The organism is Streptomyces shenzhenensis (assembly GCF_021462265.1).
Lineage (GTDB): Bacteria > Actinomycetota > Actinomycetes > Streptomycetales > Streptomycetaceae > Streptomyces > Streptomyces shenzhenensis.
Genome location: NZ_JAJONF010000037.1, coordinates 71,249 through 93,187, shown reverse-complemented (window position 1 = coordinate 93,187; position 21,939 = coordinate 71,249). Strand labels below are relative to the sequence as shown.

Annotated in this window: 16 protein-coding genes and 2 riboswitches; of the genes, 5 read left to right on the top strand and 11 right to left on the bottom strand. The window is 71.2% G+C overall.

Annotated elements, in window-relative coordinates; translation table 11 throughout:
* The 8 genes from LQ326_RS34775 to LQ326_RS34740 all read right to left on the bottom strand — a co-directional run.
* A partial coding sequence (locus tag LQ326_RS34775) for an ABC transporter ATP-binding protein (protein WP_234543060.1) occupies positions 1 to 1,229 on the bottom strand: 1,229 nt, incomplete at its 3' end.
* Positions 1,226 to 2,317: an ABC transporter ATP-binding protein gene (locus LQ326_RS34770; RefSeq protein WP_234543059.1), complete on the bottom strand. Its 1,092-nt coding sequence runs from the start codon at positions 2,315 to 2,317 to the stop codon at positions 1,226 to 1,228. The genes LQ326_RS34775 and LQ326_RS34770, both read right to left, overlap by 4 nt.
* Positions 2,314 to 3,321, bottom strand: a complete 1,008-nt coding sequence (locus LQ326_RS34765) for an ABC transporter permease (RefSeq protein ID WP_234543058.1) — start codon at positions 3,319 to 3,321, stop codon at positions 2,314 to 2,316. Before LQ326_RS34765 ends, LQ326_RS34770 begins: the two co-directional genes overlap by 4 nt.
* A 72-nt stretch (positions 3,322 to 3,393) precedes the next feature.
* The gene (locus LQ326_RS34760) at positions 3,394 to 5,145 is read right to left on the bottom strand and encodes an ABC transporter substrate-binding protein (protein WP_234543057.1); all 1,752 of its coding nucleotides are present in this window, start codon (positions 5,143 to 5,145) and stop codon (positions 3,394 to 3,396) included.
* Between the two features lie 58 nt (positions 5,146 to 5,203).
* Positions 5,204 to 6,202 (bottom strand): ABC transporter permease, encoded by a 999-nt coding sequence (locus LQ326_RS34755; protein WP_234543056.1) that lies wholly within the window; start codon positions 6,200 to 6,202, stop codon positions 5,204 to 5,206.
* A gap of 355 nt (positions 6,203 to 6,557) precedes the next feature.
* Entirely contained in the window at positions 6,558 to 7,355 is a 798-nt protein-coding gene (locus tag LQ326_RS34750; RefSeq protein WP_234543055.1) for an enhanced serine sensitivity protein SseB C-terminal domain-containing protein, read from the bottom strand.
* Between the two features lie 182 nt (positions 7,356 to 7,537).
* Complete coding sequence (locus LQ326_RS34745) at positions 7,538 to 8,329, bottom strand: enhanced serine sensitivity protein SseB (protein ID WP_234543054.1); 792 nt, start codon at positions 8,327 to 8,329, stop codon at positions 7,538 to 7,540.
* 114 nt (positions 8,330 to 8,443) lie between these two features.
* Positions 8,444 to 9,148 carry an AAA family ATPase gene (locus LQ326_RS34740; protein ID WP_234543053.1) on the bottom strand — a complete coding sequence of 235 codons (705 nt, stop codon included), beginning with the start codon at positions 9,146 to 9,148 and terminating at the stop codon, positions 8,444 to 8,446.
* 196 nt (positions 9,149 to 9,344) lie between these two features.
* Positions 9,345 to 9,443: riboswitch (glycine riboswitch) on the top strand.
* Positions 9,444 to 9,553: riboswitch (glycine riboswitch) on the top strand.
* 48 nt (positions 9,554 to 9,601) lie between these two features.
* Here LQ326_RS34740 and gcvT point away from each other — a divergent pair.
* The 5 genes from gcvT to LQ326_RS34715 all read left to right on the top strand — a co-directional run bounded on the left by gcvT (position 9,602) and on the right by LQ326_RS34715 (position 14,977).
* Complete coding sequence (gene gcvT, locus LQ326_RS34735; RefSeq protein ID WP_234543052.1) at positions 9,602 to 10,729, top strand: glycine cleavage system aminomethyltransferase GcvT; 1,128 nt, start codon at positions 9,602 to 9,604, stop codon at positions 10,727 to 10,729.
* Between the two features lie 123 nt (positions 10,730 to 10,852).
* Positions 10,853 to 11,230 (top strand): glycine cleavage system protein GcvH, encoded by a 378-nt coding sequence (gene gcvH / locus LQ326_RS34730; protein WP_234543051.1) that lies wholly within the window; start codon positions 10,853 to 10,855, stop codon positions 11,228 to 11,230.
* 39 nt (positions 11,231 to 11,269) lie between these two features.
* Positions 11,270 to 12,532, top strand: coding sequence for a serine hydroxymethyltransferase (glyA, locus tag LQ326_RS34725; RefSeq protein ID WP_234543050.1), 1,263 nt, complete (start codon positions 11,270 to 11,272; stop codon positions 12,530 to 12,532).
* A 56-nt stretch (positions 12,533 to 12,588) separates the two neighbouring features.
* Positions 12,589 to 13,956, top strand: coding sequence for an L-serine ammonia-lyase (locus tag LQ326_RS34720; RefSeq protein ID WP_234543049.1), 1,368 nt, complete (start codon positions 12,589 to 12,591; stop codon positions 13,954 to 13,956).
* Between the two features lie 466 nt (positions 13,957 to 14,422).
* Entirely contained in the window at positions 14,423 to 14,977 is a 555-nt protein-coding gene (locus LQ326_RS34715) for a Uma2 family endonuclease (RefSeq protein ID WP_234543048.1), read from the top strand.
* Positions 14,978 to 15,094: 117 nt separating this feature from the next.
* Here the strand turns inward: LQ326_RS34715 and LQ326_RS34710 are convergent, their stop codons facing one another.
* The 3 genes from LQ326_RS34710 to LQ326_RS34700 are packed head-to-tail and all read right to left on the bottom strand — an operon-like array spanning position 15,095 to position 21,910.
* Positions 15,095 to 16,372, bottom strand: a complete 1,278-nt coding sequence (locus tag LQ326_RS34710; RefSeq protein WP_234543047.1) for a TIGR02679 family protein — start codon at positions 16,370 to 16,372, stop codon at positions 15,095 to 15,097.
* Positions 16,362 to 20,471, bottom strand: a complete 4,110-nt coding sequence (locus tag LQ326_RS34705) for a TIGR02680 family protein (RefSeq protein WP_234543046.1) — start codon at positions 20,469 to 20,471, stop codon at positions 16,362 to 16,364. The genes LQ326_RS34710 and LQ326_RS34705 overlap by 11 nt, the downstream gene beginning before the upstream one ends.
* A complete protein-coding gene (locus tag LQ326_RS34700; RefSeq protein ID WP_234543045.1) occupies positions 20,468 to 21,910 on the bottom strand; it encodes a TIGR02678 family protein in 1,443 nt (480 codons plus the stop codon). Before LQ326_RS34700 ends, LQ326_RS34705 begins: the two co-directional genes overlap by 4 nt.
* Positions 21,911 to 21,939 lie beyond the last annotated feature (29 nt).

Sequence of the window (21,939 nt, the reverse complement as noted above, 5' to 3'; positions counted from 1 at the left end):
GCCGCCGGTTCCTCAACCGCAGGTTCGGTCTCCGCGCTCTCGGCCGCCGGTTCCTCAACCGCGGACGCATCGGCCTCGGACGGCTCCGCCGACTCCTCCAGCACCGCCTCGCCCACCAGCTCCGAGGCCTCCTTCGCCGCGGTCAGCAGAACCGTGTCCTGCGGGGCCTGGTCGGCGAAGTTCTCCGGGTGGTGGCACGCGACCCGCTGGCCCGGACGGAGTTCGAGCAGCGGCGGCTCGGTCGTCCTGCAGATCTCCGTCGCCTTCCAGCACCGGGTGTGGAAACGGCAGCCGGACGGCGGGGCGATCGGGGACGGCACGTCACCGCGGAGCAGGATGCGCTCGCTCTTCTGGCCCCGGCGCTTCGGGTCCGGGACCGGAACCGCGGACATCAGCGCCTTGGTGTACGGGTGCATCGGCGACTCGTACAGCTTGCCGCTGTCGGCGAGTTCGACGATCTTGCCGAGGTACATCACCGCGACCCGGTCCGAGACGTGCCGGACGACGGAGAGGTCGTGGGCGATGATCACGTAGGTCAGGCCCAGTTCCTCCTGAAGGTCGTCCATGAGGTTGACGACCTGCGCCTGGATCGAGACGTCCAGGGCGGAGACGGGTTCGTCGGCCACCACCAGCTTCGGCTTCAGCGCCAGTGCCCGTGCGATGCCGATGCGCTGGCGCTGGCCGCCGGAGAACTCGTGCGGGTAGCGGTTGTAGTGCTCGGGGCTCAGACCCACCAGCTCCAGGAGGCGCTGGACCTCCTTCTTCACCCCGCCCTCCGGCTCGACGCCCTGCAGCCGGAACGGCGCGGAGACGATCGAGCCGATGGTGTGCCGGGGGTTCAGGGAGCCGTACGGGTCCTGGAAGATCATCTGGATGTCGCGACGCAGCGGGCGCATCTTCGCGGTGGACAGGTGCGTGATGTCCTGGCCCTCGAAGGTGACCTTGCCGCCGGTCGGGTCCTGGAGCCGGGTGATGACCCGGCCCATGGTCGACTTGCCGCAGCCCGACTCGCCGACCACGCCCAGGGTCTCGCCCTTGCGCACCTCGAAGTCGATGCCGTCGACGGCCTTCACCGCGCCGACCTGGCGCTGCAGGATGCCCTTCTTGATCGGGAAGTGCTTCTCCAGGCCCTCGACCTTCAGCAGCACCTCCCGGTCTCCGGAGGCCTTCTCGGGAGCCGACGCCTGCTGCGGGATGACGGCGTCATCGGTCTTCTTCGTGTCGCTCACAGCTTCGGCGCAATCTCTTCGGTCCAGATCCGCGTGCGGTCCTCTGCCGACAGGTGGCAGGCGGACCAGTGGCCGCCGTCGACCTGCTGCAGCTCGGGGCGGACCGTGCGGGTGACGTTCCCCTTGGGGAGGTCCGCGTACGGGCAGCGCGGGTGGAAGGCGCAGCCCGAGGGGACGTTGATGAGGCTCGGCGGCTGGCCCTTGACCGGGATGAGCCGGTCGGAGGTATCCCGGTCGATGCGCGGCATCGAGCCCAGCAGGCCCCAGGTGTAGGGGTGCTGCGGCTTCTCGAAGATCTCGTCGACGGGGCCGCGCTCCACGCACCGGCCGCCGTACATCACCAGGACGTCGTCGGCGATCTCGGCCACCACACCCAGGTCGTGGGTGATGAGGATGACCGCGGAACCGAACTCCTTCTGCAGGTCGCGGATCAGGTCGAGGATCTGCGCCTGGACGGTGACGTCGAGGGCGGTGGTCGGCTCGTCCGCGATGAGCAGCTCGGGGTTGTTGACCAGGGCCATGGCGATCATGGCGCGCTGGCGCATACCGCCGGAGAACTCGTGCGGGTAGCCGTCGACGCGCTTGGCGGGCTCGGGGATGCCGACCCGGTCGAGCATCTCGATGGCGCGGGCGCGGGCGACCTTCTTGCTGACGTCGTGGTGGACCCGGTACGCCTCGACGATCTGGTCGCCGATCTTGTAGTACGGGTGCATCGCGGACAGCGGGTCCTGGAAGATCATCGCCATCTCGCGGCCGCGCAGCCGGCGCACCTCGTCCGGGGACGCGTTCACCAGCTCGTTGCCGCCCAGCCAGATCTCGCCGGACATCTGGACGTTCTTGCCGCGGGGGCCGAGCCGGTGCAGGCCCATGATGGCGAGCGAGGTGACGGACTTACCGGAGCCGGACTCGCCCACGATGGAGAGGGTCTTGCCCTTCTCCAGGGAGAAGCTGAGGCCGTCGACGGACTTGACGATGCCGTCGTCCGTCGGGAAGTGCACCTTGAGGTCGCGGACTTCGAGGAAGGCGTCGGACGGGCCTGCCTGCGTGGGCTCGCCCACGGCGGCGCCGGTCTTGGAGAGTTCGGTCACGAGAGCCTCACCCGCGGGTCGGCGGCCGCGTAGAGCAGGTCCACCAGGAGATTTGCGATCACGACGAAGAAGGCGGCGAGCAGGGTCACGCCGAGGATCGGGGGCAGGTCGTTGTCGTCGATGGCCTGCACCGCGTACTGGCCGATGCCGTGCAGCGAGAACACGGTCTCGGTGATCACCGCGCCGCCGAGCAGCAGACCGAGGTCCATGCCGAAGACGGTGATGATCGGGGTGAGCGCGGCACGCAGTCCGTGCCGGACGACGACCTTGCGCTCGCGCAGGCCCTTGGCGCGGGCCGTGCGGATGTAGTCCTCGTTCATCGTCTCCAGCATGCCCGAGCGGGTGAGCCGCGCGTAGATGGCCGAATACAGGAGAGCGAGCGAGCACCAGGCGGGGATGAGGGTGTTGGCCCACTGCGCCGGGTTCTCGGTCAACGGGACGTAGGTGCGGCCGAAGATCGGCCACTGGTAGGTGAAGAGCAGGATCGCCAGGTTGCCCGTGAAGAACATGGGCAGCGAGACGCCGGCGAGGGCCACACCCATGAAGGTGCGGTCGAAGAACGAGCGGGGCTTCAGCGCGGAGACGACGCCGATCGCCACGCCGGAGACCAGCCACAGCACGGCCGCGCCGAAGGCCAGCGACAGGGTCACCGGCATCCGGGAGGTCAGCTGCGGCCAGACCGCCTGGTGGGTCTTGAAGGAGTAGCCGAAACACGGTGCGTTGCAGTGCACCGTGGTGGGGCCGAGGTCGTAGGTGGCGCCGGAGACGATCCCCTTGATGAAGTGCCAGTACTGGACGTAGACGGGCTGGTCCAGACCGAGGTTGTGCTTGACCGCGGCGATGTCCGCCTTCGACGGGCTCTTGCCGATGTACTGCTGCGCCAGCTGATCAGCGGTCTGCCCGGCGAGTCGCGGCAGCACGAAGAAGATGGCGAAGGTGACCGCGGAGACGACCAGCAGCAGGATCACCGCTGCGAGCGTCCGACGGAGGATGTACGAGATCACGGGGATCGGCGCTGGTGCCCGCGGGCCTCTCGGCCCGCGAGCACCAATGCCTTCACCTGCCTTCCGGGGCTGCTACTTCGACGCTACGCCGATGTTGAGGTAGTCGTACTGACCGCTGAAGGCCGCCGTGGAAACCAGGTTGGTGAAGGTGGTCGGGCGGGCCAGCAGAACCTTGAAGTAAGTCAGCGGCACGAGGGCGGCGTCGTCCATGGTCTGCTTGTCGATCTGCGTGTAGATGGTGTTGCGCGCGGTGTCGTCCTGCGTCCCGATCGCCTTGGCCAGCAGGTCGTTGACCGTCTTGTTGTCGTACTGCGACAGGTTGGTGTTACCGGACTGGCTGATCGCCTGGCCGTTCAGGATCTGCTGCAGGAAGCCGTAGCCGGACGGCCAGTCGGCGCCCCACTGCATCATCATCAGGCCGACGTTCTGCTTGTTGGCGAAGTTCGGGACACCCGCGTAGTCGGTGAAGTACTTGCCCGACGGGTACTGCTTGAGGGTGGCGTTGATGCCGACCTGCTTGAGCGAGTTGATGATCGCCGTGGCGGCGTCGATCTCCTGCGGGCGGTCCGAACGGGCCGTGATGTTGGTGCTGATCGACGTCTTGCCGCAGGTCTTCAGCTGCTCCTTGGCCTTGGCCACGTCACCCTTGTTGCCGGTGGTGGCGTAGACGTCCGCCTTGGAGTAGCCGGTGATGTCCGGCGGCAGCACCGTGGTGGCGATGTCACCGCGGATCGGGCCGCCCTCGGCGGTCTGCACCGAGACCTTGTCGATCGCGTACTCGACGGCCTTGCGGCAGGCGACGTTGTCGAACGGCTTCAGCTTGGTGTTGATCGCCATGTAGACCAGACGGCCACCGTAGGTGTTGTCCGTGTTGGCCTTCTTGCCGGCGTCGGTGAGCACCTGGGCCTGCGTGGCGGCCTGGACACCGGTGCCGCCGAGGTCGATCGCGTCGCCGGCCTGGACGTCCTTGTCGATCGTCTCGGCGTTGACCTTCAGGTTGACGACGATCTTGTCCGGCAGCTGCTTGCGCAGCGGGTCGGTCTTCGGGTCCCAGTTCTTGTTGCGGACCAGCACCGCCTGCTTGCCGTCCTGGTAGCTCTGGAACTGGTACGAGCCCGAGGACACGATGTTCTTGACGTAGTCGACGCCGTTGTCCTTGGCCTGCGGGACCGGGGCCGTCTGCGGGGCCGAGACCAGGTAGTCGAACTCCTGGAAGGCCGTCTTCAGGTGGAAGACGATCGTGGTGTCGTCCGGCGTCTCGATGGACGTGAGGCCCTTGGCGCTCTTGTCCTTGTAGGGGCCCTTGTACTTGTCGCCGCCGACCAGGAACTGCTGGAAGTAGTTCGGGCCGAGGGAGAGCACGTCACGCGCGAAGTTGGAACGCTCGACGGCGTACTTGACGTCCTTGGACGTGATCGCCGTGCCGTCCTGGTACTTCAGGCCCGTACGCAGCTTGTACGTCCAGGTCTTGCCGCCGTCGCTCGGGACGCCCTTGCTCGCGGCGAGGTCCGGGACCAGCTTGTTGCCCTGGGAACCGGGGCCGGGCTCGAACGTCATCAGCGGGCGGGCGTACAGCCGGCTGAAGTTGTACATGTACGCGTAGTACGTGTTACCGGGGTCGAACGAGTCCGGGACGTCGGACAGCTCGTAGGTGACCGTGCCGCCCTTCTTGTCGGACGCGTTGACGACACCCTTGGTAGCCGCGTTGGCCGCGGCGGAACTGCCGCCGTTGCCGTCCTTGTTGTCATCGGCCTTGCTGCACCCTGCAACCAGCAGGGTGGCGGAGCCGATGGCCGCGATCGCGGCCAGCGCTGACCTTCGCATGATGGGTGGGTTCCCCTCCATTGTCGGAAACTTGTCGGGCTCTCGGTGCCGGCAGGCCTCAGCGGCTGCGCGGGTCGAGAGCGTCGCGGAGACCGTCACCGAGCAGGTTGAACGCCAGCACGGTCACGAAGATGGCAAGGCCGGGCACGATCATGTACTCGGGATCGACCTGGTAGTACGTCACCGCTTCACGGAGCATGCCGCCCCAGGACGCCTGCGGGGGCTGGATGCCGACGCCGAGGAAGCTGAGGGACGCCTCGAAGAGGATGTTGGTCGGGATCAGCAGCGTCGAGTAGACGATGATCGGACCGACCAGGTTGGGCATCAGCTCACGGAACAGGATGTACGGGCCCTTGGCACCCATGCCGCGGGAGGCGTCGACGAACTCGCGCTCCCGCAGGGCGAGGGTCTGGCCGCGCACGATCCGGCCCAGATAGGGCCAGTTGAAGAAGCCGATGACGAAGATGAGCACGCTCAGGTGCAGCGGGAGTCCGTTCAGGCCGAACGCTCCGCCCTGCAGGGTGGCGGAGATCGCGATGGCGAACAGCAGGAGGGGGAAGGCGAGGAAGGTGTCCATCAGCCGGCTGATGACCGAGTCCACGCGGCCGCCGTAGTAGCCGGCGACGACGCCGAGGACCGCCCCGATCACGTTGGACAGGATGGTCGAGCCGAAGGCCACCACCAGCGACACCCAGGAGCCCTCCAGGATGCGGGTGGCGATGTCACGGCCGAACTTCGGGTCCACACCCAGCGGGTGGTCGAGGCTCATGCCACCCCAGCCGCCGGTCGGCAGCGAGGTGTTGGCGTCGATCAGCTCCTGGTGGAAGGCGTTGGGGTCGAGACCGAACATGGCCTGGATGGGCCGGGCGAGGATCGCGACGACGATCAGCAGGACGACAACGACGCCGCCCGCGACGGCGACCCTGTCCCTCTTGAACCGGGACCAGGCGATCTGGCCGAGGGAACGGCCCTCGATCTGCCGGCTGTCAACACCCTCCAGCACAGCTTCCGGCTGCGCCTCGGCTGCCGATCCGGTGGTCTCGATCGGTGCGGTCACGGTGAGCGACCCCTCTCGCCGGCGGTGACCGGCCTACGCCAGCCGCGGATTGCGGCTTTGTCGACTTGCTCGATCACGAGGTTTAAACCGACCTCGCGTCTGACTGGCGAGTCTTCAGCGTCGCCGCGATCACCCGCCAGAGCTGGCGAAGAAAGTATGCGCAACCGTGATGCAGTCCGAGGGATTCCGTTATCCGAACAGTGGGTAACGCCTCTCGGACGCGGGCCACTTGGGATTTAACGTCGAATTCGGGCGGAACGGAACGTTCCATCGTCATCTACGCGCGGAGAAATGTGTTGGTCACGCAAAGCTTGTGAACCCTCTCGACCGGCCCGAGGGAGGGCGCTCCGGCGCGTCAATAGCCGCCCTGGGCCGGCGGATACCCGTACCCCGAAGCCGGCGCCGGTGGCAGTGCGGCGTGGGCCTCGCGGTCGTAGAAGGGGCGTGCCGTCGCCCGCATCCACATCACGACCGGGTCGTACTCGTCGGTCATCGCCACCGTCGACACCGGCAGTCCGTCCGGCGCCGCGCCGATCGACTGCTGCATCATCGCCCGTACCGAGTCCACCGCCGGCGGCGACGTGTCGTACACGTCCAGGCCGATCGCGAGGTACGGCGCCCCGAGCGCCGGCTGGACCCAGGCGCGGCGCAGGGAGCGGACCGGGGGGGTACGGTGGGCGTTCTGCGTCAGCAGGGCGTAGAACTGCGGGATCTCGATGGCCGGTTCGGTGAGCCGCAGCGGGCCGGCCGGCTGGCGGTCCAGGCCGGTGGCGATGCGGCGCAGGTCCAGCCAGGGGATGCCGACGCCGCCGCCCGGGGCGTGCGGGTTGAGCCAGAGGCCGAAGTGGTCGGGGTAGAGCGTGCGGGCCACGTCGATGCCGTCGACCACCTCGTACGACCGGTTCCAGCCGCTCGCGGAGAGCTCCTGGGCCGAGGTCACGCAGGGGGCGTAACCGTGGCCGTCGACCTCCATGTTCCCGTACTGGGCGTCGGGAGAGCCGGCCTGGCCGTGCCAGAGCAGCATCCAGATCTGGCCGGAGGAGGGCGTGGCGAGGGCGCGGAGGAGTGCCTCGTAGGCGTCGTAGCGCCCGGGGGTTACCTGGCGCAGCATGTGCTCGACCTGACCGGTCGCCGCGGTGCCGCTGGCGCTCACGTGTTACCGCCCCTTCATCTGGTGGCCCGCGTATGGAGGCCGCCCCGCGTTTGGAGACAGCTTAAGCGCCAGGGGAGGTGGCGCCGATTGTCCGTCGGCGGGTGCGGGTTTCGTCGTGGCCGAGCCCGCCCGGGCGGCCGAACCGCAGCTCGGCACCGCCCCGCCTCCCCGGCGGGGCGCTTTCAGTGGCCGTACTGATAGAAGGGGCGGACGTTCTCCCGCATCCAGTGGCCCACCGGGTCGTCGGCCACGTCGAGCAGGACCAGGTTCACCGGCCACTTCACCGGCACCCGGCCCAGCGCCTTGCCCAGGGCCTCCAGGGGCAGGGCGCGCAGGTCGCCCTCCCACTGGGAGAGTTCCACGCCCACGAACATCACGGGGTCCGCCGTCTCGACCGCGGCCAGGCAGCGGCGGGCCGCGGCGACCACGCCGATCTGGGCGAACTCGGCCGACGCGGCGGCCAGGAAGTCCATCGGGTCGTCCTGCCAGTCCGGTTCGAAGAGGCGGACCCGGCCGCCCGAGGCGGGGCCGTCCAGCTCGCCGAGGCCGGCCCGGCAGAGTTGGGCGACCCCTTCCGGCGGCAGCGGGACACCGACCACCCCGCCGGGGTTCACCGCGATGCCGACCTGCGGGGGCAGGCCGCGGGCGAACTCGACGGCCGGGGCGACCGTGTACGACAGGTGGGAGCCGGCCACCAGGCGGAACTGCTCCTCGGAGCTGAAGACCGGCACGTACACCTGGCCCGCTATCTCCGTCGTGGGCAGGTCCAGCGGGCCGCTGTGCGGGCCGCCGCCCTCCGGCAGCGGGATCCACAGGAAGCTCCGGCCCAGTACCTCGATGAGGCGGCCCGCCGCGGCGGGTACGCCGAGGGAGGCCGACAGGACCTCCTCCAGTTCGTTGCCGGGCCACCCGCCGTGCGGGTGGGGGTGTGCCTGTGCCGGGAAGTCCGCGGGAACGTCCGCCGGGAAGTCCATCTGTCTACCGCCTGCTGGGAACCACTGCTGAGGCTGGAAAGGCTAGCGGGTGACACCGACAAAGCCACCCCACCAGCCGGTTCGGCCGGGGAAGGGGATGCCCGCGCGGGCGGATCAGTTCGCGAAGGCGATCCGGCGCAGTACGTCCGCCGCGTCCCGGTCCAGCAGGACCGCCGAGCCGACGCCCGCGGGCAGTTCGCCCTTCTCCACCGCGCGCAGCAGCCGGCCGGCCGCCCGGCGGTGGCGCAGGAAGGCGTACCGGGAGACGCCCCGGCCGCGCTCGCGCTGCCCGTCCAGTGCCGTGCCGGCGGTGACGTCCAGGAGGAGCAGGTGCAGGGTGCCGCCGCGACGGCGGGCCGCGCGGGCCAGCCAGTCGCGGACCCAGGCCTGCGTCCCGCAGTCGTGCACGACCACTCCTTCGCCGGCGCGAAGGGCCCGGCGCAGCCCGGCGTAGTGGGCGAGGCGGACCAGCGGGCGGTAGACGGCGTACGGCAGGAGGCGGGCCAGGCGGGCGTCCCAGCGGTCACGGGTGTCCTGCGAGTCGATCCGCATCCCCTGGACGGTGCGGTGCATCAGGGTGGACTTGCCGCTGCCGGGCAGCCCGGTGACCACCACCAGGTCGCGGGGGCCGAAGAGCAGGCCGTGCGGGCTGTGCCCGGCGCGGTCGCGCAGGTCGCGGACGACCGGCGCGCCGGGGGTCCCCGCGCGCGGGCGCGGCCGGGCCTGGGGGAACTCGCCGCGCCGCTCGCGGGCCGGGGCCGTCGGCTGCCGGGGCAGGGCGGCACCCGTCGTCGTGGCGTATGCCGTGGTCCTTGTCACCGTGACCGTCCTCCGTCCTCCCTGGGGGTTCAGGAAAGGTTCTCCCCACTTAATGTAAAGGAAAGGTAATCTACGGTGTCTCGCGATTCCGTGCCCGTCCTGCCACAGCCGCGTCACAGAGCCAGCAGCCGAGTCCGGCCTGCCGTGCGTCCGGGCGGCGTGCAATGATGTCCGCGCCAACTGCATACCGGCCGCTTGAATCCGCGCGGGAGAGTCCCCAGCCGTCTTCGCTGGGGCGCCGAAGGAGCAAGTCCCTCCCTTGAATCTCTCAGGCCCCCGTTACCGCGCGGGCGAGGCACATCTGAAAAGCGGGCCGCTGTGTCAGTGGCTCCACCCAAGGTGCAAGCCGTGATCACATTCGTGGTCAGGGCGAACCTCTCAGGTTCCGATGACAGATGGGGAGGACAGACCTCGCCTGTCATGCCCTTGGGACCTCCGGGAGACGACCGACCGATGAGCAGTACCGATTCCGCCGCACTCCGCCGCACCGCGCTCGATGCCCTGCATCGCTCGCTCGGCGCCACCATGACCGACTTCGCCGGCTGGGACATGCCCCTGCGCTACGGCTCCGAGCGCGACGAGCACGTCGCGGTACGGACCAGGGCCGGGCTCTTCGACCTCTCCCACATGGGCGAGATCACCGTGACCGGCCCCCAGGCGGCCGAGCTGCTGAACCACGCCCTGGTCGGCGACATCGCCTCCGTGGGCGTCGGCCGCGCCCGCTACACCATGATCTGCCGCGAGGACGGCGGCATCCTGGACGACCTGATCGTCTACCGGCTGGCCGGGACCGAGTACCTGGTCGTCGCCAACGCCTCCAACGCCCAGGTCGTCCTCGACGCGCTCGTGGAACGGTCGGCCGGCTTCGACGCCGAGGTGCGCGACGACCGGGACGCGTACGCCCTGATCGCCGTCCAGGGGCCCGAGTCGCCCGGGATCCTGAAGTCCCTGACCGACGCCGACCTGGACGGCCTGAAGTACTACGCGGGGCTGCCCGGCACCGTCGCCGGCGTCCCGGCGCTGATCGCGCGCACCGGCTACACCGGCGAGGACGGCTTCGAGCTGTTCGTGAAGCCGGAGCACGCGGTGGAGCTGTGGCAGGCGCTGACCGAGGCGGGTTCCCCGGTGGGCCTGGTGCCGTGCGGGCTGTCCTGCCGGGACACCCTGCGCCTGGAGGCGGGCATGCCGCTCTACGGGCACGAGCTGACCACGGAGCTGACCCCCTTCGACGCCGGGCTCGGCCGGGTGGTGAAGTTCGGCAAGGAGGGCGACTTCGTGGGGCGCGCGGCGCTCGCCGAGGCCGCCGTACGTGCGGAGCAGAACCCGCCGCGGGTGCTCGTCGGCCTGGTCGCCGAGGGCCGCCGGGTGCCGCGCGCCGGATATTCGGTGGTCGCCGGCGGCGAGGTCATCGGCGAGGTCACCTCCGGTGCCCCCTCCCCGACCCTGGGCAAGCCGATCGCCATGGCGTACGTCGACGCGGCGCACTCGGCGCCGGGCACGGCGGGCGTCGGCGTGGACATCCGGGGCAGTCACGAGCCGTACGAGGTCGTGTCGCTGCCGTTCTACAAGCGCCAGAAGTGATCGCCGCCACGAGCGCCGGCAGCGGCCACCGGGCGTGATCCGGCACACATCGCCGCTGATCACGCACGTTCCCAGCAGTCCCCCATTCACCAGCACTCCCCCGCGTACAGGAGAATTCAGGCCATGAGCAACCCCCAGCAGCTGCGTTACAGCAAGGAGCACGAGTGGCTGACGGCCGCCGAGGACGGCGTGGCGACGGTCGGCATCACGGAGCACGCGGCCAACGCGCTCGGTGACGTCGTCTTCGTCCAGCTCCCGGCGGTCGGCGACACGGTGACCGCGGGCGATTCCTGCGGCGAGCTGGAGTCGACCAAGTCGGTGTCCGACCTGTACGCGCCGGTCACCGGTGAGGTCACCGCGGTCAACGAGGACGTCGTCGAGGACCCGTCCCTGGTGAACTCGGCCCCCTTCGAGGGCGGCTGGCTGTTCAAGGTGCGCGTCACGGACGAGCCGGGCGACCTGCTCTCCGCCGACGAGTACACCGCCTTCACCGCCGGCTGAGAGCCGCGGCGGACCCCGGCCAAGGAGTCGTAGAAACAGATGTCCGTTCTGAACACGCCCCTGCACGAGCTCGACCCGGAGGTAGCCGCCGCGGTCGACGCCGAGCTGGAGCGCCAGCAGTCCACCCTGGAGATGATCGCCTCGGAGAACTTCGCTCCGCTCGCGGTCATGGAGGCGCAGGGTTCGGTCCTCACCAACAAGTACGCCGAGGGCTACCCGGGCCGCCGCTACTACGGCGGGTGCGAGCACGTCGACGTCACCGAGCAGATCGCCATCGACCGGGTGAAGGAGCTGTTCGGCGCCGAGTACGCCAACGTGCAGCCGCACTCCGGTGCCTCCGCCAACCAGGCGGCGCTGTTCGCGCTGGCCCAGCCCGGCGACACCATCCTGGGTCTGGACCTCGCCCACGGCGGCCACCTGACCCACGGCATGCGCCTGAACTTCTCCGGCAAGCAGTTCGACGTGGTCGCCTACCACGTCGACGACTCCGGTCTGGTCGACATGGCCGAGGTGGAGCGGCTCGCCAAGGAGCACCGGCCGAAGGTGATCATCGCGGGCTGGTCGGCGTACCCGCGCCGGCTGGACTTCGCGGAGTTCCGGCGGATCGCCGACGAGGTCGGGGCCTACCTGTGGGTCGACATGGCGCACTTCGCCGGCCTGGTGGCGGCGGGGCTGCACCCGAACCCGGTGCCGTACGCCGACGTGGTCACCTCCACCACCCACAAGACGCTGGGCGGCCCGCGCGGCGGCATCATCCTGGCGAAGAAGGACTTCGCGAAGAAGCTGAACTCGTCCGTCTTCCCGGGCTTCCAGGGCGGCCCCCTGGAGCACGTGATCGCGGCGAAGGCGGTCTCCTTCAAGGTCGCGGCTTCGGAGGACTTCAAGGAGCGCCAGCGCCGTACCGTGGACGGGGCGCGCATCCTGGCGGAGCGGCTCACCGCCGCCGACGCCCGCGAGGCCGGGGTGAACGTCCTGTCCGGCGGCACGGACGTGCACCTGATCCTCGTCGACCTGCGCGAGTCGGAGCTGGACGGAAAGCAGGCCGAGGACCGTCTCCACGAGGTCGGCATCACGGTCAACCGGAACGCCGTCCCGAACGACCCGCGGCCGCCGATGGTCACCTCGGGCCTGCGGATCGGCACCCCGGCGCTGGCCACCCGCGGCTTCACGGCCGAGGACTTCGCCGAGGTCGCGGACGTGATCGCCGAGACGCTGAAGCCGTCCTTCGACGCCCCGGCGCTCAGGGCCCGGGTGGTGGCCCTGACCGACAAGTACCCGCTGTACCCCGGTCTCGACAAGTAGTTCCCTGGTGGGGGCACCCGATGGCGTGTGCCCCCGCTCTTTCCCGAGGAGTTCCCGTGGCCATCTCGGTCTTCGACCTGTTCTCGATCGGCATCGGCCCGTCGAGCTCCCACACCGTCGGGCCGATGCGCGCGGCCCGCATGTTCGCCCGCCGCCTGCGCAACGAGGGGCTGCTGGCGCCCGTCACCTCGATACGCGCCGAGCTGTACGGCTCCCTCGGCGCGACCGGCCACGGCCACGGCACCCCGAAGGCGGTGCTGCTCGGCCTGGAGGGCGCCTCGCCGCGCACGGTGGACGTGGAGACGGCCGACGACCGCATCGAGACGGTCAAGAGCACGGGACGCCTGTCGCTGCTCGGCGAGCACGAGATCGCGTTCTCCTTCGACGACGACCTGAAACTGCACCGCCGCAAAGCGCTCCCGTACCACGCGAACGGCATGACCCTCTGGGCGTACGACGCGCAGGGCGCCGAAATCCTCTCCAAGACGTACTACTCGGTCGGCGGCGGGTTCGTCGTCGACGAGGACGCGGTCGGCGCGGATCGCATCGTGCTGGACGACACGGTCCTGAAGTACCCCTTCCGCACCGGCGACGAGCTGCTGCGCCTGACGAAGGACACGGGGCTGTCGATCTCCGCGCTGATGCTGGAGAACGAACGGGCCTGGCGCACCGAGGAGGAGATCCGTGCGGGCCTGCTGGAGATCTGGCGGGTGATGCGGGCCTGCGTCTCGCGCGGAATGTCCCGTGAGGGCATCCTGCCGGGCGGACTCCGGGTGAAGCGCCGGGCCGCCGTGACCGCCCGCCAGCTGCGGGCCGAGGGCGACCCGTTGGCGCACGCGATGGAGTGGATCACGCTCTACGCGATGGCCGTGAACGAGGAGAACGCGGCCGGCGGCCGGGTCGTCACCGCCCCCACCAACGGCGCGGCCGGCATCATCCCGGCCGTCCTGCACTACTACATCAACTTCGTTCCCGGCGCCGACGAGGACGGAGTCGTCCGCTTCCTCCTCGCCGCCGGCGCGATCGGCATGCTCTTCAAGGAGAACGCGTCCATCTCCGGCGCCGAGGTCGGCTGCCAGGGCGAGGTCGGCTCGGCCTGCTCGATGGCGGCGGGCGCCCTCGCCGAGGTCCTCGGCGGCTCCCCCGAACAGGTCGAGAACGCCGCCGAGATCGGCATGGAGCACAACCTCGGCCTCACCTGCGACCCGGTCGGCGGCCTGGTCCAGATCCCCTGCATCGAGCGCAACGGCATGGCCGCGGTCAAGGCGGTCACCGCGGCCCGCATGGCCATGCGCGGCGACGGCTCCCACAAGGTGTCCCTGGACAAGGTCATCAAGACCATGAAGGACACGGGCGCCGACATGAGCGTCAAGTACAAGGAGACGGCCCGGGGCGGGCTCGCGGTGAACATCATCGAATGCTGAGGGGACGGGCCCTGAGCAGCGCTTTCGTGTCTTTGAGCGGTGTCGGGGGCTTCCCTGCTTACGCGGCGGAACGTCCCCGGAAAGTCCCTGGGACAGACTTGAAAGTCCCCGAAAAGTCCCCATGATGTCCCCATGAAAAAAGGCTCTTGACCTGCGGGTTCGCGGCACGCGATAAGCGCCGGATACGCCGCCCGCACCATGGATGCAGGATGTGTCTGGCGGTGAGTGAGCAGCCGTGTGGTGGTCGCGCGCCGACGACGAAGTCCTGCTGTAGCGGGCGGTGTGCTGCCTTTCGTGTTCGAGTCGACCGTGATGTTCCCGGTACGCGTCGAAGGCGCCGTTGTCGATCACGGCGGGCGGGAGAGGTCCGTACCCCGCGGCGCCGGGTCCGCCCACCTGCTGTTCCGCCCAGTTGTGCGGCGCTCACCGCCGTATCATGACGGCACACGGGAAAGGAGCACCGTTCATGAGTGTCGACGCGATCGTGCACACCGAGTTCCCCAAGGGTTACACGGTCCTGTTCGGGGCCGACGGAAAGGTGATCATGACCCCGCAGAGCGAGGAGCACTCAAGCACCATCAGGTCGATGCAGATCGACTCGGCCGCCGCCCTCGGCCGTCATGCGAAGGTCACCTCCGACGTCTACATCGACTTCCCCGCCGACGAGAACTCCGCCCCCGACCTGGCCGTCCTGCGCGAGGACGCGCGCAAGGAAGGCAAGCGGTACAGCTTCGAGGACGTCCTGCTGATCTCGGAGGTCGTCTCCACGTCCTCCGCCCGCAAGGACTACGACGACTGCACCGCGAAGTACGGCCGGTACGGCATCCCCGTCTACCTCGTCGTGGATCCCTACGCCCGGGAAGTCGTCCTGCACACCGAGCCCACCGCGAGCGGCTACAGCACCGCACACACCCGCGCGTACGGCACGGGCAAGCTCCCCATCCCCCTGGCCGACGGCCGCACCTTCACCCTCGACCTCGACGAACTCCCCGTACCGGAACCGGAAGCCGGCGCTCACTGAGAAGACGCGCCGTTCCAGTCGGCCCCCGAGGGCTCGGGAACCGCCACCGGCTCGCCGGTGAATGCCGGACGACACAACGTGGTGCACAGATCGATCCGACCACCACCGGACGCCGGGTCAGGTGCCGGCGAGGTCGGACAGGAGCGCGGGCAGGAGGCGTTCCTCCATCACCGCGCTGCCCGACGCCTCCATCGCGAGGGCCAGTCCAGGATCCCAGGGGCTGGCCGCGGGCGGTCCCGCGAGCGGGGTGGACTCGCCCTCGCCGAGTGCCGCCGTGTAGTCGGCGGCGGTCATACGCCAGGGGCGGGCATCGTGGCGGGCCATGGCGGCCGCGGTGATGCGCAGGCCGGCCCAGTCGAAGTCGGCGCGCCAGTGCAGCCGGGCTCCCGCGCGCACCGCGTCGCCCAGCAGCTTGTGGCAGGCGGCGGACGGGACGCCCTCGGTGCACACGAGGGCCGCGGCGGTGTCCTGGAGTTCGCCGGCGGCGGCACGCAGCACGGCCGGGTTCTCGCAGACGAAGACGGTGCGGGCGGCGGGGACGACGGGGTCGGTGGCGAGCTGGTGAAGGGTGAGCCGGAAGGGGATGCCGAAGTCGGCGGCGTCGCGCAGCCAGTCGCAGACCACGGTGTCGCCCTCGGCCCCGATGTTGAGGACGAGTACCTGGCTGGCGAGGTCGTCGGCGATGGCCCCGGCGCTCTCCCACAAGGCGCGCCGCCCGGCCCGATCACGCGGTACGGCCGCATCGTCGCCGGTACGCCGCGCGAGGGCGCGCAGGACGAGCTGTTCGAGCGGGGTGCCCGGGACGAGGGCCTTGGTGTCACCGGTGGCCCACTCGGCGAGGACCGGCAGCGGCAGGGCGCCGACCGCAGGTCCGGGGATCCGTTCCCCGTCATCGGCCAGCCTTTCGAGGACACGTACCGCCGCGTCGAGGAGCGGCGCGTCCCCGCGCCGTACGAGACGGGTGAGGGTGCCGTCGGCGGCGATCCCCTCCAGCCAGGCGGCGAACCATCCCTCCCCGGCGAGCCTGCTGGAGTGGGCCGACGTCAGAGCCTGCTCCCGGCGGGCCTGCTCACCGGCCCGTTCGGCCGGCCGGTCCCGCAGCGGGCCGTGCAGTCGGCCGAGGGTCTGGAGGAGACCGGTGCCGTAGCGGTCGTACAGATACCCGTCCAGGTCGCGCAGGGGTACGGCGAGACGCTTGACGGTCTCGGGCCGGTAGCGGCCGGTGATGCCGATGACGGTACGGCGTTCGGCCTCGCTGGGCGTCGTGAGCCCGATGTCGCCGTCGAGCGCGCCGCCGGTGCGCTCCAGCCGACGGCGGGCGGCGGCGAGCAATCGCGTCCATCCCTCGCCCCGCAGCTCGTCGTATCCATGGCTTTCCCGCCGCTCAGCCGACAACCTCGGCCTCCTCGGGAGTCGGGACGCGCCGGGTGCCGGGCGAGCCGAGGGCGGCGGTCAGGTCACCGGTGTCGTCGGCCAGGAGCCGGTCACCGTCCCAGACGAGCAGCAGGGCGGAGACGGTGTGGTCGACGGCGGTGTGCGCGAGGTCGTAGTGGGCGGCGGCGGACACGGAGGCGTGGGCGGCCCACAGGTCGTAGCCGGTCATGAACAGGTCGAGGTCGAACTGGGCGGCCAGCGACATGAGTTCGCCGCGCCCGGTGTCGTCGACTCCGGCGAAGGCCTCGTCGAGGGCGAGCAGGCGCGGGGCGTGCGGGTCGGCGGAGTTGAGCATGGCGTGCGCGGCGGCGAACAGCGGCAGGTGCAGCGAAACCGACTGCTCGCCGCCCGACAGCCGGCTGTGCCGGGCGCGGGTGAGCCGCTCCTCGCTCTTGTCGGGACGTACGAGCTGGAAGGCGAAGTGCCGCCAGCGCCGGTAGTCGAGGACCTCGGCGAGCAGTTCGCGGTAGGGCTGGTCGCGGTGGCGGGCGCGGGCGGTCTTGATCTGCGCGGCGAAGTGCGTGCGCACCCGGGCGAGACCCTCGGGGCCGAGGCGGGCGGCGTCGGCGTCGAGGAGGGCGCAGACGGCACGCTGTTCGTCGTCTAGGTGGTCGGCGAGCAGCCAGCTCACCCCGACCGTCGTCCCCGAGGACATCGTCCGCCTGCGCATGTCGGTGTTCATGCGCCGGATCAGGTCACGGGCGTCGACCGTACGGTCGTGGATCTGCTGGGCGAGCCGGGTGAGCAGGGCGTCCTCCAGGATGCGCTGCTCGGACTCGGAGAGCAGTTCGGCCTGGTCACGGCGGTGGGAGGAGATCTTCTGGGCGAAAGCGGCGACGGGCAGCGGGCCCTCCTCGTCGGCCACGCGGACGAGGATGAGTCCGTCGGAGCCGTCCCATTCGGGCCGGTAGTCCTGTCCGGCGGCGGCGAGCTGCGCCTGGAGGTCCTCCAGGGCCTTGGTGAGCCGGGTGACGGACTGCTTGAGGCTGCTCTCGGTGGGGGTCAGGTCCCGCGTCGCGGTCAGGATCGCCTCGTGTACGGCGATCACGGCCGGCGGAAGAGCTTCCCCCGCCCAGTCGGCCTCCTGGGCGGGCCAGGCGAGGCCGGGCGGGCAGCGCAGGATGTCGAGGAGTTCCCGGGCCGCGTACGGGCGCAGGGAGCGAGCGGTGTCCTTCTCCTCCGCCGCGGCGACCGCCCCGGCCTCGGCGGCGGCCGTAGAACGGGCCTCGGCCGCGGCGGTGCCCGCGATGGCGGTGTGCTGGGCGGTGCGGGCCGCCTCGGTCTCCGTCACCAGGGCGTCGATCCCGTCCTCGGTCTCCTGCACCTGACGCATCACCTCCTGCGCCTCGGCCCCGACGGCCTCCTGAAGGGCCTCAAGGCCCGCCGCCTCCTCGGCGTGCCGGCGGCGCGCCGCGCGCTCGGTGCCCGCCGCCGCCTCCTCGTCCTCGGCGGCGGCGCCGAGCCGGTCGGCGGCGGCCTCGGCCGCCTCGCGCTGGCGGGCGTGTTCGCGGCGGCGGGCGACGAGTTCGCGGACCGCCGTCTCGAAGGCGCGGGTGGCGGTCTCGACGGCGTCGACGCGTTCGGTCTCGATGGCGTGCTCGGCCGCGGTGCGGCGCAGGACGCGCTCGGCGACCGAGCAGGCGGCCACCGACTCGTCGTACGAGCCCTGGGCGGCGTCGGCGGCGTCGCGGGTGGCGCGCAGCCTTGCCGCGGCCCGGTCGAGTTCGCGCAGCGCCTGCGTGATGCCGGTGGTGCGAGGCAGGGCGGCGCGGGCGGCGGCGTACGCGTCAAGGGCGGCGTCCGTACGGGCCTCGGCGCGTGCCGACTCGTCCAGTTGAGCGGAGAGTTCGGCCAGCAGCGCCTCGCAGGACGCGATCCGGGCGGCACGCCTGCGGGCGCGGGCGGTGGCGCCGACGTACTCGGCGTGCTCCTTGGTGTGGGCGCCGACCAGGACACCGGCCGCGTACCGGCCGTCGGGGCTGATCTGCGGTGTCCCGGTGTCGAGGTCACCGGTGACGGCGACGGAGCTCAGCACGGCGGTGATCCGGGCGGCCGGGATCGCCGCGCCGCCCTCCGGGTTCTCGGGGTCGTCGGGCCTCAGGAGATCGGCCAGACTCGGGCCGCTCACCGGGGTGCCGGCGCGGAGGTAACCCTCGCTGTGCCCGGCCGCGACGGGGTTGTCGTCGGCGGTGACGAGTGCGTCGAGGAGGCCCGACGCCTCCAGGGCGGCCTCCAGGTCAGCTTGTTGACGCTCAGTCAGTTCGTCATCGAAGTCGACGAGTTGCCACAGTGGAACGCCGTCACCGGACGACCGGTCGGCGGTGCGCCCCCGGGCCGGGGGCGGAGCGTCGTCGTGTTCGGCCGCGATCCGGTCGCGTTCGGCCTGCGTCTCGGCGCGGCGGCGCTCGACGTCGGTGCGCCGGGCGCGCAGGGAGGCGAGGGTGTCCCGCAGTTCCTGAACCGCGGGAGCGGCGGCCTCGGTGAAGGCGTCGGCGAGCGTGAACGCCTCCGCCTCACCGGTGAGTTCGAGGGCACGGGCCAGCAGGCCGCGCCCCTCCTCCGGTAGCAGCCCGCCGTGCGTCTCCACCCACTGGCCGAGCGCCGTGCGGGCCTGTTCGCGGGCGGATTCGAGATCCGACTCGGCGGCGGTCTCCGCGGTCTCGGCCGCGGTGACGGCCTCCTGCGCTCGGTCGAGGGAGATCCGGGCGAGGTCACGGGTCTGCTCGGCGGTGCGTGCCGCCTGCTGGGCGGCGCGCACCGCCCGGACGCCCTCGTGGCGGGCGGCGGCGAGCGCGGCGGAGCGGTCGGCGAGCCGGGCGGGCTCGGCGTCGGCCGGGGTCCAGGGGAGGCCGGCCGTGTGGGCGTGGTCGGCGACGGCGGCGGCGTCCCGGGAGACGGCGGCGTCGAGTTCGGCGGCGAGGCGGGCGGCGTGTTCGGCCTCGGCGCGGGCGCGGCCGGTGGCGGCCGTACGGCGCTCGCGTTCAGCTGCGGCCTGTCGGGCGGTCTGCTCGCAGGTGCGCACCAGGCGTTCCAGGTCGGCCAGTTGCTCGACGGCCTGGTAGGCGGCGGAGGAGCGCAGCTGTTCGAGACGGGCGCGCTGGGCGGCGAGCGAGGCGTCGGCCGACTCGGCGCGCGTCTCGGCGGAGGCCTGCTGCTCACGGGCCGACGTCAGGTCCGCGGTGGCGGTGCGCAGCGCGGCGGCGCGCTCGGCGGTCTCGGTACGGCGGGCGGTGAGCCGGTCCGCGGCGCTGCGGGCGTGGACGCGCAGATAGGTGGAGTAGCTCGCGAGGAAGGCGCGGGTGGCGTCGTCGGCGGCGGCCAGCCCCTCCAGAGTGCGCTGCACGGACTCCATGTCGTCGAAGGATCGCGCCGCCTCGGCGATCAGGTCGTCGTCGAGGGGGCGCAGACCGGCGGTGAGGGTGTCGGAGAGCTTGGCCGGGTCGAGGTTCTTGGCGAGCTGCGGGCGGCGCAACGTGAGAATCAGGGTAAGCAGTTGCTCGTACCGCTCGGGCCCGAGGCCGAACAGGCGCCGGTCGACGGCGGCGCGGTAGTCGGCCGTGGAGGTGATCAGCTCGCGTCCGAGTTCGGCGGCGAGCTGCTTCCTCGTCATCGGCCGGTCGTCGTGGGTGAGGAGCGAGAAGTCCTCGCCGACACGGCCGTCGGCGACGAAGTGCCAGCGGGCGGGCGTGTCGCGGTGCCGCTGGGCGTGCAGCCCGATGCCGCAGGTGACGGCCTCGCCGGTGTCCCGGTGGGTGAACTCGATCCACACGTAGCCGAGCGCGCTGTCCTGCCCGCGGAAGAGCAGGTTGGACTTCATCGTGCGGTCCTCGGCGGCGAACGGGTTGAGCCGCTTGGGGTCGATACGGCCGTCGAGGACGAAGGGAAAGAGGACTTCGAGGGCCTTGGTCTTGCCGGACCCGTTGGGCCCGCGCAGCACCAGCCAGCCGCCCGCGAAGGAGAACTCCTCGTCCCGGTAGTCCCACAGGTTGACGATCCCGGCGCGGGTGGGGACGAACCGGGCGGAGGGGGTGGGGGCTTGGGTGGGAGCGGGGGTGCTCACGGAGTCGGGTCCTCGGCGGTTTCGTTGGCGGTGTCGTCGGCGAACAGGGCGGTCTGGCTCGGCGGCCCGGCCGCCGTGCGGGTTCTCACGCGGGCCGTGACCCCCCGGTAGCGGGCGAGCATCGGAAGGGCGAGGGCCCCGCCGTCGACCCGGGCGATCAGCGACATGGCGGCCAGCAGGTCGAGGACCTGGCCGAGCAGCCGGTCCGGGTCGCCGCGCAGATCGGCGGCGAAGCCCGCGCCGTACTCGGCGGTGATCTCCTTGAGTCTGCCCCGGAGCCAGGAGTCCGTGACGAAGGGATACCGGGTCTCCCCTGGTATCCGCCCCTCGTCACCGGACGCCTCGTACGCCGGCTCCTCGTTCACCGGTTCCTGGTCCGGCTCCGCGAGTTCGGCGACCAGCCCGCGCGACGGCAGGGCCGCGTCGATACGCAGGGCGCGCGCCGCGAGGCGTTCGGCTGCGGTGGGCGCGGGCAGTAGTTCGAGGGCGTGCCGTCCCTGGCGCTGGGCGGCGGCGCTGATCCGCGCGGCCAGGAGCAGCGCGGCCTGCGCGACCGTCCCGCCACCGGGGAAGCGGATGTCGGACAGCTTCCCGGAGGTGTCGACGAGCGCCACGCCCTCGGCCCGCCGCTCCACAGTCAGCCCGGTCAGCCGCTCCAGGTCCTCGGCGAGGGCGGGGGCCCGTAGCTGGCCCAGGAGTTCGCTGTCCGCGTCGGCGTAATACGCGACCGGGTTCTCCAGCACCAGCCGACGGGCCCGGCGGGCCTGGTCGCGGCGCTGCGCGGCCCGCCCCGCGGACAGGCCCAGCGCGCTGCCGGAGTCGAGGAGCGCGGTGACCGAGGTCAGGTGCTGCAGGACGCGGGTCGGGTGGTGGACGGCGAGGATGATCTCCCGGTCGATGTCGTAAAGTGCCTCGGCCCGCTCGGGGTCGCCGGCCCAGGCGGTGGCGGAGCCGTCGGCGAGGGTGAGCGCGCCGCGTTCGGTGAGCCAGGTGACGGCGTCGACGAAGGCGTCCCGGTCGGGCTTGCGTGCGGTGTCGAGCCCGAGTCCGTCGATGCGTACGGCGTCGGCGGCGACCGCGTCGGCCAGCTCGCCGAGCGCCACCTGGGCACCGTGGCGGCCGACCGCGGCGAGGGTGAGGACGAGGTAGGCGTAGCGGCGGCGGTCGAAGGGGCGGCCCACGCGGGTGAGAGCCGGGCGGGTGGCGTCCAGGCCGTCCTGGGCGCGCTGGAGCCGGGCGGTGTCGGCGGTGGTGACAAGCCGGTGGCCGAGTGCCTCCATCAGGTCGGTGCGCAGCTGCCCGGCCCAGCGCCGCACGGTCGCCAGCGCCGTCTTGTCCGGGTACCCCGGCGTGATCAGCGGGTGCCGCAGGACGAGGCGTACCGCCTTCTGGTAGTCGGCGAGTTCGAGCGGGGAGACGCCTTCGGCGACGCGGCTCATACGGCGCCCCCGCCCATGACGCGGCTCAT

What these genes read in the sequence shown, in the direction of transcription:
- glyA (WP_234543050.1), top strand. Translation starts at nt 11,270, where the DNA reads ATGTCCGTTCTGAACACGCCCCTGCACGAGCTCGACCCGGAGGTAGCC.
- gcvH (WP_234543051.1), top strand. Translation starts at nt 10,853, where the DNA reads ATGAGCAACCCCCAGCAGCTGCGTTACAGCAAGGAGCACGAGTGGCTG.
- LQ326_RS34715 (WP_234543048.1), top strand. Translation starts at nt 14,423, where the DNA reads ATGAGTGTCGACGCGATCGTGCACACCGAGTTCCCCAAGGGTTACACG.
- LQ326_RS34760 (WP_234543057.1), bottom strand. Translation starts at nt 5,145, where the DNA reads ATGCGAAGGTCAGCGCTGGCCGCGATCGCGGCCATCGGCTCCGCCACC.
- LQ326_RS34700 (WP_234543045.1), bottom strand. Translation starts at nt 21,910, where the DNA reads ATGAGCCGCGTCGCCGAAGGCGTCTCCCCGCTCGAACTCGCCGACTAC.
- LQ326_RS34745 (WP_234543054.1), bottom strand. Translation starts at nt 8,329, where the DNA reads ATGGACTTCCCGGCGGACGTTCCCGCGGACTTCCCGGCACAGGCACAC.
- gcvT (WP_234543052.1), top strand. Translation starts at nt 9,602, where the DNA reads ATGAGCAGTACCGATTCCGCCGCACTCCGCCGCACCGCGCTCGATGCC.